We start from the raw sequence: 14,644 nt of genomic DNA, 5'->3' as shown, positions 1-14,644 counted from the left end.
ATTTTCCCCATTGTAATAGATTAATATTAATTTATCTTCTTGTCAAATATTCTAAGACCATCTCACATTGCATTGCTACTCCAAGCGGTAAGCATTCCTCATCTATATCAAACAAATTGCTATGTGCAGGATATACAATATTCTTTTCCTTATTACCTGATCCTAAAAAATAAAATACTGCTGGTCTTTCATTTGCAAAATATGCAAAACTTTCAACTCCCATCTTAGGATGTTTTTGTACTAAAACATTTTCTTTACCTAAGACCTTTTCTGCACCTACTTTAAATAAAGCTACCATTTCATCATTATTATAAAGATTTGGGTAAGATTCCTCTATATCTATATCACAAGTAGCTCTTGATGACTTACAAATTCCATGAGCTATTTCAGTTAGTCTTTCTTTAGCAAAAGCTCTATCTTCCTTGCTCATAGTTCTAATAACACCACTAATAGTTACTTCTTCAGGTATTATATTTTGAGCTGTGCCTCCATGAATACTTCCAACAGTTATTACAGCTGGATTTGCAGTATTTATTTCTCTACTTACTATTGTTTGCAGAGCTATTACAACATGACTTGCTATTACTACTGGATCCACAGTAGTATGAGGATAAGCTCCATGTCCACCTGAGCCCTTTATTTTAATAGTAAAAGGATTAGATGCAGCATTTACTACTCCTTCTTTTAGCATAATAGTTCCACATTCTAAAGTTTCTTCAACATGAAGCCCACATACACAATCAACTCTAGGATTTTCTAATACACCATCTTCTATCATAAATCTAGCTCCACCTATAGTTTCCTCTGCAGGTTCAAATAATAGTTTTACATTACCACTAAATAAATGCTTATTCTTATTTAAAATTTTACCTACACCAAGTAATATAGTTGTATGAGCATCATGCCCACAAGCATGCATTCTGCCATCAACCTTAGATGAATACTCACAAACTTTTTTATCTAAAAGAGGTAGTCCATCTATATCGCCTCTTAATGCTATAGTTCTATCTTTATTAAATTTATCTTCTCCAGTGCCTCTAATTATTCCACATACGCCTGTTTTTGCAACCTCTAAATACTCTATTCCTTCTTTTTTTAAAAACTCTTTTATAAACTTTGAAGTTTCATACTCCTCCATGCCTAATTCAGGATGTTCGTGCAAGGTTCTTCTTATTTCTATTAATTCATTTTTTATATTTATTGCTTCGTTTTTAAAATTCATTTAGTTGCCCCCTTTAAATTTTTATGTAGATAATTAATTGAATCATACTATACTTAAGTCCAATAAATTTCGATATTGTCTCCATCCTTTATCTTATCAGTATATCCTACCCTATTTCCATTAAGCATTAGATTTATCGTTCCTTTAATCTCTTTTAAATTAAAATCTACATAATTAAAGATATTGACAAATATATACTCTTTTTGTCCCTTTAGAGTAACCTTCTTACCATTAAAGATAACAGTAATCTCATTAGTATCACTTTCTTTAACTTCTTCTACATAGTTATTTTCTTCACCTTTAGTATTTAGATTATCCCCTTCTAAAACTATGTAATTATCATCAAGAATTCTTCCATCTTTTCTTATGTCCATATTATTCTTTAATATATACTTTTTAATATCCCCAATAGTTTTTGGTAAGATAATTCTTACCTCATCATTTTCTTTAATATAATATTCGAGAGTTTCTATTTCATTATTAACTAAAATGATTGGTTCTAAATTTATAATTTTCTCATCAATATATAAGCTAATTGTATTGAACTCCTTAATTTGATCAATTATTTTAGGATGAGCATCCTTACCTTGAATTGCATACTCTATCTCTATATTATCTCCTGACTTTATTACCTTATCTAAATCCTCAAGCTTTCCATTTACCTTGATGATAGGATTCTTACCTCTTTCACCGAAAGCTATCCTCTTAACATCATTAACCTTATATCTTAAGTTTTTGCCATTCTTAACTAAAATCATATTAGGATTTATCCCTGCATGAATAATAACATCCATTACTTTGTGATTATGAGAATTTAGCATAGTTACTGGTGTCCCATTTAAAGTTACATCAATAAAATCGTTTTTCCCTTGTTTTATAGATATCAATGCTATTCCTAAAACAGTTACTCCTGCTGAGCCTAACTCATTATCACTTATGCACTCTTCTATAGCTGTTCTATCTTTTATTGCTATTCTTTGTATAGGCATACCTAATGCTGTACTTAATTCATCTAACATCCAAGGAGTATGTGCCCCTCCTCCTACTAAAAATAATGCACTTGGTGCTTTTCCTGCATTTAAATCTATTATCTTTGCAGATATAGCTTCAGCAATTTTTCTTACTATAGGTCTTACAACTTTTAATAAATTCTCTGAGCTTATAGTGTTCTCAAGACCTAAAATGTCTGTATATGTTATATTTTCACCTAAATTTAAATTTCTCTTTATGTATTCAGCAGTATTGAAATCAACCAAACATTCTTGTGCTATAACTTCAGTTATCTCATCACCAGCCTGTGGTACCATTCCATATGAAGATATACTATCTTTTGAACTTATCGCTATATCAGATGTACCTGCCCCTATATCTACTAAAGCTATATTTAAAAGCCTAAGTTTTCTTGGAACTACAGCTTCAATAGCAGCTATAGGTTCTAATGTTATATTATTTACTTTCAGCCCGACCTTCTTCATAACTGTATATAAAGAATCTATAACTGACCTTGGAAGAAAAGTAGCTATCACTTCTGCCTTTACCTCTTCTCCTTTATGACCAATTAAATTAGATATAACAAATCCATTTAAGTAATAATTCTTAACAGAATAACCTACACAATATAACTTACCTTCAGTAGTTTTATTTATTTCATTTTCAGCTGACTTAACAGCTACAAGCTCTAGAGTTTTTACATTTTCTTTGCTAATCTCCTCATCAGGATTTAACTCTATAACACCTTCTGAATTAACAGTTTTTAAAAATCTTCCTGCAGCTGCAATAGCTACATCTTCAAGCTTTATATTAAGTTCTTCTTCAATTTCAGTAACTATTTTAGCTACGCCTTTTGCAACTAAATCTATATCATGAATTTGACCATCTATCATGGCTCTTTCTTCATGTTCTAAATATTTTTCACTAATTATTCTAAATTTATTATCTTCAATTATTCCTACCGTTCCTATTAATGATCTAGTTCCAACATCTAGTGCAAATTTAATTTTGTTTAAATTTACATTATCCATACTATACACCTCGTAACAAAGAATCTTAGTCTTCTCCTTTTATTGCCATAATAAGATTATACATTCTATTTCCAAAATAGTGAACACTTACTTAATTATAGTAATAATATTATTAGATATTAGTATCTTTAAAGAAAAGCTTCTAATAACTCCGTCAACAAAATCAATCTTTACTGTATCTTTATTTATTTCTTTAACTAGGCCTTCTCCATAAGCCTTATGAACTATAGTATCTCCAACTTCTAATCCATAGTCCTTACTTTCATTTGCTTCATCAAACTTACCTTCAAGTACAAATCTAGATACATCTTTAAATCTTCCTCTTTGAGTCTTTGGAGAATAAATATATAAATTATTGATAGCTCTAGTTATTCCTACATAGAAAAGCCTTCTCTCTTCTTCTAAATTTTCATCTATTGAAGATTTATGAGGTATAGTTTCTTCCGTAGCATTAATTAAGAATACATTTTTAAATTCCATTCCTTTCACACCATGTATTGTACTTAAAATAACTCCCTCTTTTATTTCTTTACTTTCCTCTATTTGATCTCTTACTCCTTCTACATGACTTAACAATTCAAGTATCGTCTTAATCCCATCGGCCGCACTTTTAAATTCCTCTAATATATCTTCATAATCATTAAAGCTTTGATTATACCTCTCACAATAAGCCTTTAAATAATCTATATAGCCTAGCTCAGATATTACAAACTGTATTGCTGATGATAAAGATAATTTATTTAGATGAAGAATATCCTTCTTTAAGTCATCTATTTTCTTAGCTTGATAAGGTGGAGTATCCTTCTTCTCTATTAAAATATCAAATGGACATTTTTCTTCCTTATAATTTCTAACATAATCTAAATTAGCTTTACTGACATACCTAAAGGGTTTATTTATTATATGTAAAAAGCTTTCTTTATCTTTGTTGTTTATGGCTAATCTCAAGTAGGCCAATAAATCTTTACATATAAAATGATCAAAGAAGTTGTATCCCTTATCTAATAGAACAAAAGGAATCTTATTTCTAGTAAAAGTATCGATTATACTTCTTGCTTCCATATTAGTTCTATATAAAATTGCATTATCTTTAAAGTCATCTATAGATGACTTTATTATGCTAGAAATTTCTTCTCCCTGATGTCTCTCATCAAAAGGAGTGGAATATTTTATAAGCCCCTTAGTGTTATTATAAGCTTTAATAACCTTACTATTTCTACCTATATTATTCTTTATAACTTCCTTAGATGCTTCTACTATATTCTCACTACTTCTATAATTAATAGATAAATATATCTTTTTGCCACCATTGAAAATTTTATTAAAAGTTACCATATATTCTGGCTTAGAACCTCTAAAGCTATAAATACATTGATCTTCATCTCCTACAGCAAATAATGAAGTATTCTCATTAAGTAATTTTAAAAATTCAATTTGTAATTCATCACAATCTTGAAACTCATCTACCAATATATACTTAAATAAGTATGAATATTTATTTATAAATCTATCTTCCCTAAATAAATTAATGACCTTTAAAGATAAATCATCAAAATCCCACAATTTATTTTTTCTTTTATACTCCTCATATTTATCGAAGGCCTCATCAAATATATCCCTTGATAAAGAAGGTTTGAATTCTTCAAAGGATTTTAAAGATGTCTTATAAGAGGAAATATTATTCAATACTTCCTTAATCTTATCGTCACTAACTTCATCAGAATACTTAGATAGTACACCTTTTATTAAATTATAAGATACAGATGAATTAATAATTGATATATCAAAGCCTTCTTTTAAAAGGATCTTATAAAATAATCCATGGAATGTTCCAAAGAAAGGAGCCTCATCTTTATTAAAAACATTTTTGTATCTATTCCTCATATTATCAGCTGCTGCTCTTGTGAATGTTATTACTATAATATTATATGGCTTAACATTTAAATCACTAATTAAATAGTTAACTCTATTTATAATAACTGTGGTCTTTCCCGAACCAGGTGCTGCCACTACCAAAGTATTTTTTCCATTTATGTAAACTGCTTCTCTTTGATAATTATCAAGATATATTTTCATGCTATTTTCCTTTCACACTCTATTATTGACTTAATTATACTGTAAATAACTATATTGTAATAATTTATTTATAGAGGTACAATAGTTGTGTAATTTATATATAAGTTGTTAAGCTAGTATCATACCTTAAATATGAACTATCTTAATAAAAAGTAGAATCTTTATTACAACTTATATCAATTAATTTCTTTACTATTAAAGATATTTATTCAAGAGGAGTTAAATATGGAAAACTTAATGAGATTTGATGTTACTAACGAACGTAACCTTACTATGTTAGTAGACTTTTATGAACTTACTATGGCAAATGGATACTTTAACAAAGAAATTCAAAATAAAGTTGCATATTTCGATATGTATTTCAGAAGAGTCCCAGATGGTGGTGGCTACTGTATAATGGCTGGTGTTGACCAATTAATTCAATACTTAAACAATTTGAATTTCACAAATTCTGATATAGATTATTTAAGAAGTAAAAATTTATTTTCTGAAGAATTTTTAAATTATCTAAAGAATTTTAAATTTGAGTGTGATGTATGGGCTATACCAGAAGGAAACTTTGTATTTCCAAATCAACCATTGGTAATAGTAAGAGGACCTGTAGTTCAAGCTCAATTTATAGAAACTATGATACTACTTACAATTAATCACCAAACTTTAATAGCTACTAAAGCTAATAGAATCTGTAGAGCTGCTGATGGAAGAACTGTTATGGAATTTGGCTCTAGAAGAGCTCAAGGATATGATGGAGCTATATATGGTGCAAGAGCTGCTATAATAGGAGGATGTGACTCTACCGCTTGTACAATAGCTGATAAGTACTTCCAAGTTCCTGCTGTTGGAACTATGGCTCATAGTTGGGTTCAACTGTTTGATACTGAATATGATGCATTTAAAGCATGGGCAGAGGTTTATCCAGACAATTGCTCACTACTTATAGATACATATAATGTGTTAAAATCAGGATTACCAAATGCAATTAAAGTATTTGATGAAATATTAAAACCTCAAGGTAAGAGACCTACTGGAATTAGAATAGACTCAGGAGATATTACTTATCTTACTAAAAAGTGTAGAAAAATATTAGATGCAGCTGGATATGAAGATTGTAAAATAATAGTTTCTAACTCTTTAGATGAACATATTATTAGAGATGTGTTAAGTCAAGGTGCAACTATAGATTCCTTTGGAGTTGGTGAAAGATTAATCACAGCTAAATCTGAACCAGTTTTTGGTGGAGTATATAAATTAGTAGCAGTAGAAAATGATGAAAATAATATTGTTCCTAAAATAAAAATAAGTGAAAATACTGAAAAAATAACTAATCCAGGATTTAAAAAGATATATAGGATTTACGATAAAGAAAGTCATAATGCTATTGCAGATCTTATAGCATTAAATCATGAAGTTATTGATGAAAGTAAGCCTTTAGAAATTTTCCATCCAATTGAAACATGGAAAAGAAAAACTGTCACTAACTATTATGTAAAAGAATTAATGGTAAAAGTTTTTGATAAAGGAAAACAAGTATACGAAAGCCCTTCTGTTCTTGAAATAAAAGAATTCTCTAAAAACGAAAGTTTAAAGATGTGGCCAGAAATACTTAGATTTGAAAATCCACATACTTACTATGTAGATTTATCAGAAGATCTATGGAGCTTAAAACAAGATTTACTTCATAAATGCGTAAAGTAATCTTATAATCTAATATTAAAAGAAGTTGTATAATATTTATTTTAATACAACTTCTTTTTAATTTATATAATCCAACAATCTATAGGTTCAAACAAAAAAAAATTAGGGCTAATGCTTAGTATAAGTTATAAAACCTATATTCAACATAAAGCCCTTATTTTTAGTAATTTATCACCTTATCATTTTCTCCATAATTTAAATATCTCTCTTGAGAATAGAAAAGTTCTTCATTCATATTATCTATAATCGAACTTTTATTTCCAGATATTGATAACTCCTTAAATGGACATACTTCATTTTCATTTGTTATAGTATGCATCGGGCATTCGCTATAACAATTAACCCTTTCTTTCTTTGTTGACCAAAACGGACACTTTCCCATAACATTTCCTCCATACCCCATATTTGAAAACGAAATCAAAAATTTGCTTATATTATATTATATTTTGTTACTAAAAGGAAGTATTTTGAAGGATTTTTCATAATACAAATTTCGACTTAACTAGATATATTTCTACCCCACTCGAGTGATTTGTAATATAAATCCAATAATTCCCCCTCATTTATGCGTAATTTCTTACAATATTCTTCTATCTTTTCTTTTTCAAGATTTTCATATGCTAAAGATAACTCTAAAATATTCCTATAAATATTTTTTTCACCAAGCAACGCCCTTTTAATTTCTCTATTTAATGGCAATGTTTTAACAACATAATTTATATCTTTTTCTATCATTTCATCTATATTATAAAATAATCCAACCATAAAAGCTGATGGAGAATCTTTAAGTTTAATGGTACGAGCAATTTCCTCGCAAAATCTTGCTCTTATTATTATGTTCTTAGTGTATTCTTCATTTTGAGGGGACATTTCTGATACTGATAATATTGATAGCCATTTTCTTAATTCACCTTTACCTATAAGCATTATAGCTTGCTTTATAGATTTTATTTCTTGTAGAAAATTAAAATATGATGAATTAATAAATCTTAAAAATTTATAAGTTAGAGCTACATCTGTTTTCATAATATAATCTACTTTATCTAAATTATAATCATCTCTTACAAGCTCAACTAAAAGCATAAATATACTAGTATTTTTTATTGATATATCTTTACCTAAAAATACTGATGGCTTACTATAATAGTATCCTTGGAAAAAATCACATCCCAGCTCTTTAGCTTCAAGCAAATCTTCTTTAGTTTCAATTTTTTCTGCTAATATTTTAATATTATTATCCTTACAATAAGTTGCTATTTCTTGTCTCTCTTCCTTAGTGGATAATATGAAATCTATTTTAACAATATCTACGACTTCTATAAATTTCTTTATATAATCTAAGCAAATAACATCATCCAAAGCAATATTATATCCTAATTCTTTTAAAGAAATTAATTTATGTATTATTTCTTGTGATGGATTTACCGTCTCTAGTACTTCAATAACTACATTGTCTTTAGGTAAAAGAGTTGCTAAATTATCTTTAATTACTTGCTCGGAAAAATTAACAAATGCTCTTTTATCTTCTGTTAATACATCTAATCCAAAAGATGATATATTTTCTATTACCTGATAAGTCGCTCTCTCATCTTCAACTTCTGAATCATAATTATTTTTAATTGAATTTCTATATAATAACTCATAAGCTACTACTTTTCCATTTATATCATATATACCTTGCCTTGCAATAAAAATTTCCATATACTCATCCTTAATAATATTTATATTCAATACTATTATAACTAAATAATTGGGAAATTTAAACCTAAGTTCTTATTAAAATACAAAAAATAAAAGAGGTAATAATCCTCTTTTATAATTTGCAATGACTGCTATTCTTTACTACAGAAATATTTATTATTTCATTAGTAAATGCTTTAAGTAAAGCTTTTTCTAAAACTTTTTCATGATCAAAGTTTTCTATATCTCTACATTCTGCGAATACTTTATTTAACTCACCATCTACATTTCTATATGTTAATGTTACATATGGTTTATCGTATTCTACATTTAATATCTTTAAGCCCCAAGAAATTTGTGCATAATCATCTTCTTTTGTTAGTTTTGTTAATTCTCTTAATTTTTCCTTTTCTTCAGATGGATCATTTATAACTATTAATTCATCTCCAACTTTATACTTCGCCATAACCTTTCCCTCCTAAAATACTAAATTTTTAATATATATATATTATTACTAAAAATTATGTTATTATTATTTGTGTATTTATTGAAATTTAAGTTTGTTAATTTATTAACAACCTCATAATTATAATATCACATTATTTTGATAATTTCAATAGTTTTGAATAATTCACTTAAAATATGCTTAATTAATACTTATTATTTATTACTAATTATTACTATAAAATATATATTGACAAAAAACAATTTTTATTATATAATTGGTTATAAAATAAGAAAAGGATGGTGTATTATGGAAAATATAACTTCTATCTTTAGAGAAAAGAAATTAAAACTTACTCCACAAAGATTAGCAGTTTACAAGTATTTAATGAGTACAGATGAACATCCTTCTGCAGAAATTATATATAAATCACTTCAACCTGAGTATCCTACAATGAGCTTAGCTACAGTCTACAAAGCACTAAAAACCTTAGTGGAAGTAGGCTTAGTACAAGAAATAAATGTTGGAGAAGGTAATTTTAGATATGATGCTAATCAACATGACCATGCTCATATTCAATGTATAAACTGTAGTAAGGTTTCTGATTTAGAGAATATATCTTTTACTACTCTTAACAGTACTGCTGAGGAATGCTCAGAATATAAAGTTTTATCAAATAGAATTTTCTTTTATGGATTATGTAAGAATTGTAAATAATTAAAAGCTAGAATTTTTTCTAGCTTTTTTATTTTGCTTTTTATTGCAAAAGGTAAAGGCCGCATTTACTGCGGCCTAAAGGGGGATGGGGGGGTTTAGCTTAAACGAAGATTACTCTACGTCTGCTATAGGAGAATACTTCTCCGGTACAATAATATTATTTACTAATTAATCTTTTTTATGCATTTATAAATTTTAAAATAATCCTTTCCTATATGCATCCATAATCTTATCTATAAACTCTGCTTTTCTATCATCTACTATACTCTTTATAGAAATTAGCATTTGTATGTTTTCATCTTCTTCAATAATATCATCATCATCTTCTATACCTTTTCCTGAATAATCCTCCTCTATACCCTCTTTTAAGCCACTTTCTTCATCTGTATCTGTAATACCATCGATATTATCATCATTTTCATTAAAATTATTATTAAAATTATTATTAAAACTTGTACTACCATTGTTTTGTTGGTTGAAAGAGTTCATTCCTAAAGCATTCATAAGCCCTTGTAATCCCCCAAATTCATATCCACCTCTATTATTTTCATTACTATTTCCTTGCTGGTTTAATCCTGATGAATTTGAATTAAAGCTATTTAAATCAACTCCATTATTCTTCATTGATGACATGACATTCCCCAAATTATTTAAATCAAAATTTTCTCCTAAAAGACTTAATAATTGATTAGGATTTATTCCAAAGGGGAGGTTATTATTGAGCTCACCTTGTACATCAGCTATATCTTGTCTCTCGCGTCTATGTCTTCTTCTTTTTTTAGACATTTAGAGCCTCCTATAATTCTTCTATTTGTTTATTATATGTATTAAAATTTTTTTTGATTATATAAGTTATAATAAATTTTTTGCATTTTTTTGGAGGGCCATAAGCCCTCCATCCTCTATACCACTAGTAACCTGCTCCTCCAAATAAATTACCGAATGAGCCACCACATAGTAAGAATAATAATATTATTAATACTGAGCAATTATTATTTAATAAGCCTGCACCACAAGCAATTAATAAGAAGATTATAGGAGTTATACAACTATTCATTCCTCCAAAAATATTTCCACCATCACAGCATGGTTCTGGTTCACAACATGGTTCGCAGCATACTGGTTCACAGCATACTGGTTCACAGCAGCACATATTACGTCTTCTTCTTCTTCTCCTTGACATATCTATCTCTCCTTTCTAATTTATCTTAGCAAAATCCGCCAAATAAATTTCCATTTCCGCAGTTTCCGAAGCCTGAACAACCATTACATAAGAATAGGATTACTAATAGGAATAACCAGTTTGAACATCCTCCAAAGCCGGTATTTCCATATCCAGAATCTACTGGGCAGCAGCATTCTTTACGTTCTCTCTTACAGCAGCATTTCACTGGTTTACAGCAGCCTCTATTACTAGATCTACCACCAAATCCACCAAATCCGCCGCAGTAGAAGAGTATTAATAAGATCCAAATCCAGCTAAAGCCGCCAAATCCGCCAAATCCGCCGCAGCCGCCTCCAGAAAATGGTCCACTTTGTGGTGGGCATTGTGAGCTAATATTATCGCTTCCACCGCATGAATTTAAACCATTTAGAATTTCATTCATTTCCATAACTTACTCCTCCTTGGGATTTATAGTTTTTTGTTTTATAGTATATGATATTCCCTCGAATAATAATTGCCACTGTTTTTTAATGTAATATTTTAAATATTGGAATAAAAAAACGTAATTTTTTATATATAATAAAATGGAATAAAATAAAGATAGCTGTACCAAAACTTGATACAGCTATCTTTATTCTATTAAACAAACTATTCACTTTCTACTAATACATTAAAAAGGTTATCTACTAATTCATCTCTACCTTTTTTATTAACTGATGAGAAGAAGTATAAAGTATCTTCTTTAGTTAATTTTAAAGTATCTCTAATATCTTTTTCTTTTTTTCTTAATTCATTATTTGAAAGTTTATCACTTTTTGTTGCTATAATAACTTCATCATACCCATAAAACTTAATCCATTCATGCATTTGTATATCATCTGCAGTTGGTTTATGTCTTGAATCCACTAATAGCACAACTCTCTTTAATTCACTACGTCCACTTAAATATGTTTCAATAGTATTACCCCAACTAGCTTTTTCTGTTTTTGAAACCTTAGCATATCCATATCCAGGTAAATCAACTAAATGAAACTCTCCATTATTAATCACAAAGAAATTAATAAGTCTAGTTTTTCCTGGAGTCTGACTAACTTTAGCTAATTTTCTTCTATTAGTTAAAGCATTTATTATTGAGCTTTTTCCAACATTAGATCTACCAACAAAAGCAATTTCAGGAAGCCCAGTTGTTGGGTATTGCTCTCTTTTTACTGCCGATGTTACAAATTCCGAATTTTTTATTTTAATCAATTGTATCCACTCCAATTATAGCTTTATTTAATACCTTATCAACATGGTCAACTGTTATTATTTCTAATTTATTTTTAACTACATCAGGTATTTTGTTTATATCTTTTTCATTTTCCTTAGGTATTATTATTGTATCTATTCCTGCTCTAAAAGCCGCAATAGATTTTTCTTTTAATCCACCTATAGCTAGAACTCTACCTGTTAAAGTAACTTCTCCAGTCATAGCAACATTACTTCTTACTTTCTTGTTAGTTAAAGCAGATACTATTGAAGTAATAATAGTAACTCCTGCTGAAGGCCCATCCTTTTTAATAGCTCCCTCTGGGAAGTGGATATGTATATCAGTATTTTTGTAAAAATCTTCATCTATACCATACCTACTAGCATTAGCTCTTACAAATCCATAAGCAATCTTAGCTGATTCTTGCATTACATCACCTAATTGCCCTGTTAACACTAACTTTCCTTGCCCCTTCATTGTTACTGATTCAACTGGTAAAGTATCTCCACCAGCTTCAGTCCAAGCCATTCCCTTAACTACTCCAACTCTATCTTCGCTATCTTTAACGTCATATTCAAATATCTTAGGTCCTAAATATTTCTCTAATCTATTTGCGGAAATATTTATAGATTTTTTGTTCTTCTTTATCATTTCAGTTAAAGATTTTCTTATAATCTTTCCTAATACTCTTTCTAGACTTCTAACTCCAGCTTCTCTAGTATAATAATTTATTACGTCCTTTATCGCAGCCTCAGATATCTTAAATTCATCTTCTTGAAGCTTATGTTCTTTTAAAAGCTTTGGAATTAAATGTTCTTTAGCAATATGATATTTTTCTTCATAAGTATATCCTGATACTTCAATTATTTCCATTCTATCTAATAAAGGCCCTGGAATTGTATCTAAAGAGTTTGCTGTTGTTAAAAATAATACTTTAGATAAATCCATATCTAATTCTAAGTAATGATCTCTAAAAGTATTATTTTGTTCACTATCTAATACTTCTAATAAAGCATCAGCTACATTTCCTCTATTATCTGACCCAAGTTTATCTACTTCATCTAGTAAAATTAACGGGTTATTCACCTTAGTTTCTTTTAATGCATAAGCTAATCTACCTGGAATTGCTCCAACATAAGTTTTTCTATGTCCCCTAATTTCAGCTTCATCTCTTACTCCACCTAAAGACATTCTCGTATATTTTCTATTAGTAGCATTAGCTATTGATTTTGCAATAGAAGTTTTTCCTACCCCTGGAGGCCCAACTAAGCATAATATAGGACCCTTTAACGTATTTGTATACTTCTTAACTGCAAGATATTCTATTATTCTTTCCTTAACTTCTTCTAAGCCATAATGCTCATTATTAAGTATTTCTTCAGCCTTATTAATATCAAAACTATCCTTCGTGGACTTACTCCAAGGAATATCTAAAATCCAGTCTAAATAATTCCTAATAACGTTACTTTCTGATCCTTGTCCCGCAGAAGCTTTAAGTCTATTTAATTCACTTTCAGCCTTTTCTCTGACATGCTTAGGAAGTTTAGATTTACTTATTCTCTCTTCATATTTTGCTATCTCTTTTTTATCTTCGTCTTCTTCACCTATTTCCTCTTGAAGAACTTTAATTTGTTCTCTTATATAGTATTCTTTTTGTGATTTATCGACGCTTTCCTTAAGCTTCTTACCAATTTTCTTTTCAACATTCAATATTTGAACTTCATTTTCAATAATTACCAGAAGCTTTTCTACTCTTTTTATACAATCTAACTCTTGTAAGATCTCTTGTCTTTTTTCTTCCTCAATAATAACATAGGATGCTATCATATCTATTAGCTTACTAAAGTTCTTTATTTCATCAAAAATTGATAAAACATTGCTTTTCATATTCCCTGAAGCTTTTATAAACTTACTAAAGCTCTTCTTTAGAGATTTAATATACGCTTCTACATTTTCATACTCATCATTCGAAGGAACATCTAATGTTTCAATATTACCCTCCAAATATTCTTCTTCAGAACTTAAACTTATTAATCTACCTCTATCTACACCTTCTACTAATACTCTAATTGCTTCAAAAGGCAATTTTACAATTTGCTTTACCCTACATATAGTTCCAATTTCATATATATCATTAAATTCAGGTTCTTCAACTTCATAGTCCTTTTGAGTTGATAAGAAGATTTCAGCTTCATTTTCCATAGCTGATTCTATTGCAGCCTTTGACTTATCTCTTCCTACATCAAAATGCATTATCATATTAGGGAAGATACTAATTCCTCTTAAAGGAATCAAAGGTAGAGTTTTTAACTTTTCACTCATTGTTCCCATCCTCCTTATATTTTATATATAACTTTTATAGTATACACATAAA

The 14,644-nt window shown here is 28.7% G+C and carries 13 protein-coding genes; 2 read left to right on the top strand and 11 right to left on the bottom strand.

Annotation, left to right across the window (positions count from 1 at the left end):
* Nucleotides 1–31: 31 nt before the first annotated feature.
* The 3 genes from GPX08_RS08440 to GPX08_RS08430 all read right to left on the bottom strand — a co-directional run bounded on the left by GPX08_RS08440 (nucleotide 32) and on the right by GPX08_RS08430 (nucleotide 5,319).
* Nucleotides 32–1,222, bottom strand: coding sequence for an amidohydrolase (locus tag GPX08_RS08440; RefSeq protein ID WP_156626371.1), 1,191 nt, complete (start codon nucleotides 1,220–1,222; stop codon nucleotides 32–34).
* A gap of 53 nt (nucleotides 1,223–1,275) precedes the next feature.
* A complete protein-coding gene (locus GPX08_RS08435) occupies nucleotides 1,276–3,243 on the bottom strand; it encodes a cell division protein FtsA (protein ID WP_156626370.1) in 1,968 nt (655 codons plus the stop codon).
* Nucleotides 3,244–3,330: 87 nt separating this feature from the next.
* Nucleotides 3,331–5,319 carry an AAA family ATPase gene (locus GPX08_RS08430; protein ID WP_156626369.1) on the bottom strand — a complete coding sequence of 663 codons (1,989 nt, stop codon included), beginning with the start codon at nucleotides 5,317–5,319 and terminating at the stop codon, nucleotides 3,331–3,333.
* Between the two features lie 225 nt (nucleotides 5,320–5,544).
* On the opposite strand from GPX08_RS08430, the gene GPX08_RS08425 reads away from it, so the two are divergent.
* The gene (locus GPX08_RS08425) at nucleotides 5,545–7,014 is read left to right on the top strand and encodes a nicotinate phosphoribosyltransferase (protein ID WP_156626368.1); all 1,470 of its coding nucleotides are present in this window, start codon (nucleotides 5,545–5,547) and stop codon (nucleotides 7,012–7,014) included.
* A 160-nt stretch (nucleotides 7,015–7,174) separates the two neighbouring features.
* On the opposite strand, the gene GPX08_RS08420 is transcribed toward GPX08_RS08425, so the two are convergent.
* The 3 genes from GPX08_RS08420 to GPX08_RS08410 all read right to left on the bottom strand — a co-directional run bounded on the left by GPX08_RS08420 (nucleotide 7,175) and on the right by GPX08_RS08410 (nucleotide 9,160).
* Nucleotides 7,175–7,396 carry a hypothetical protein gene (locus tag GPX08_RS08420; RefSeq protein WP_156626367.1) on the bottom strand — a complete coding sequence of 74 codons (222 nt, stop codon included), beginning with the start codon at nucleotides 7,394–7,396 and terminating at the stop codon, nucleotides 7,175–7,177.
* Between the two features lie 116 nt (nucleotides 7,397–7,512).
* Nucleotides 7,513–8,715: an EAL domain-containing protein gene (locus GPX08_RS08415; RefSeq protein ID WP_156626366.1), complete on the bottom strand. Its 1,203-nt coding sequence runs from the start codon at nucleotides 8,713–8,715 to the stop codon at nucleotides 7,513–7,515.
* A 112-nt stretch (nucleotides 8,716–8,827) separates the two neighbouring features.
* Nucleotides 8,828–9,160, bottom strand: a complete 333-nt coding sequence (locus GPX08_RS08410; RefSeq protein ID WP_156626365.1) for a hypothetical protein — start codon at nucleotides 9,158–9,160, stop codon at nucleotides 8,828–8,830.
* Nucleotides 9,161–9,448: 288 nt separating this feature from the next.
* Between GPX08_RS08410 and GPX08_RS08405 the strand changes: the two genes are divergently transcribed.
* The gene (locus GPX08_RS08405) at nucleotides 9,449–9,856 is read left to right on the top strand and encodes a transcriptional repressor (RefSeq protein ID WP_156626364.1); all 408 of its coding nucleotides are present in this window, start codon (nucleotides 9,449–9,451) and stop codon (nucleotides 9,854–9,856) included.
* Between the two features lie 195 nt (nucleotides 9,857–10,051).
* Here GPX08_RS08405 and GPX08_RS08400 read toward each other — a convergent pair whose 3' ends face one another.
* From GPX08_RS08400 to lon, 5 genes are all read right to left on the bottom strand, one after another.
* Nucleotides 10,052–10,642 carry a hypothetical protein gene (locus GPX08_RS08400; protein ID WP_156626363.1) on the bottom strand — a complete coding sequence of 197 codons (591 nt, stop codon included), beginning with the start codon at nucleotides 10,640–10,642 and terminating at the stop codon, nucleotides 10,052–10,054.
* 124 nt (nucleotides 10,643–10,766) lie between these two features.
* Nucleotides 10,767–11,009, bottom strand: coding sequence for a hypothetical protein (locus tag GPX08_RS08395; RefSeq protein ID WP_156626465.1), 243 nt, complete (start codon nucleotides 11,007–11,009; stop codon nucleotides 10,767–10,769).
* 55 nt (nucleotides 11,010–11,064) lie between these two features.
* Nucleotides 11,065–11,469 (bottom strand): hypothetical protein, encoded by a 405-nt coding sequence (locus tag GPX08_RS08390; protein ID WP_156626362.1) that lies wholly within the window; start codon nucleotides 11,467–11,469, stop codon nucleotides 11,065–11,067.
* Between the two features lie 200 nt (nucleotides 11,470–11,669).
* Entirely contained in the window at nucleotides 11,670–12,266 is a 597-nt protein-coding gene (locus GPX08_RS08385) for a YihA family ribosome biogenesis GTP-binding protein (protein ID WP_156626464.1), read from the bottom strand.
* Nucleotides 12,262–14,592, bottom strand: a complete 2,331-nt coding sequence (lon, locus tag GPX08_RS08380; RefSeq protein ID WP_156626361.1) for an endopeptidase La — start codon at nucleotides 14,590–14,592, stop codon at nucleotides 12,262–12,264. The genes GPX08_RS08385 and lon overlap by 5 nt, the downstream gene beginning before the upstream one ends.
* Nucleotides 14,593–14,644: the final 52 nt, after the last annotated feature.

The sequence above is a fragment of the Clostridium tertium genome (assembly GCF_902652255.1).
GTDB lineage: Bacteria > Bacillota > Clostridia > Clostridiales > Clostridiaceae > Clostridium > Clostridium tertium_A.
Note: the sequence above shows the minus strand (reverse complement) of the source record. Positions and strands in the feature narration are given on the sequence as shown.

Excerpts from the sequence above, each read along its gene's own strand:
- GPX08_RS08440 (WP_156626371.1), bottom strand. The coding sequence starts at position 1,222 with ATGAATTTTAAAAACGAAGCAATAAATATAAAAAATGAATTAATAGAA.
- GPX08_RS08435 (WP_156626370.1), bottom strand. The coding sequence starts at position 3,243 with ATGGATAATGTAAATTTAAACAAAATTAAATTTGCACTAGATGTTGGA.
- GPX08_RS08430 (WP_156626369.1), bottom strand. The coding sequence starts at position 5,319 with ATGAAAATATATCTTGATAATTATCAAAGAGAAGCAGTTTACATAAAT.
- GPX08_RS08425 (WP_156626368.1), top strand. The coding sequence starts at position 5,545 with ATGGAAAACTTAATGAGATTTGATGTTACTAACGAACGTAACCTTACT.
- GPX08_RS08420 (WP_156626367.1), bottom strand. The coding sequence starts at position 7,396 with ATGGGAAAGTGTCCGTTTTGGTCAACAAAGAAAGAAAGGGTTAATTGT.
- GPX08_RS08415 (WP_156626366.1), bottom strand. The coding sequence starts at position 8,715 with ATGGAAATTTTTATTGCAAGGCAAGGTATATATGATATAAATGGAAAA.
- GPX08_RS08410 (WP_156626365.1), bottom strand. The coding sequence starts at position 9,160 with ATGGCGAAGTATAAAGTTGGAGATGAATTAATAGTTATAAATGATCCA.
- GPX08_RS08405 (WP_156626364.1), top strand. The coding sequence starts at position 9,449 with ATGGAAAATATAACTTCTATCTTTAGAGAAAAGAAATTAAAACTTACT.
- GPX08_RS08400 (WP_156626363.1), bottom strand. The coding sequence starts at position 10,642 with ATGTCTAAAAAAAGAAGAAGACATAGACGCGAGAGACAAGATATAGCT.
- GPX08_RS08395 (WP_156626465.1), bottom strand. The coding sequence starts at position 11,009 with ATGTGCTGCTGTGAACCAGTATGCTGTGAACCAGTATGCTGCGAACCA.
- GPX08_RS08390 (WP_156626362.1), bottom strand. The coding sequence starts at position 11,469 with ATGGAAATGAATGAAATTCTAAATGGTTTAAATTCATGCGGTGGAAGC.
- lon (WP_156626361.1), bottom strand. The coding sequence starts at position 14,592 with ATGAGTGAAAAGTTAAAAACTCTACCTTTGATTCCTTTAAGAGGAATT.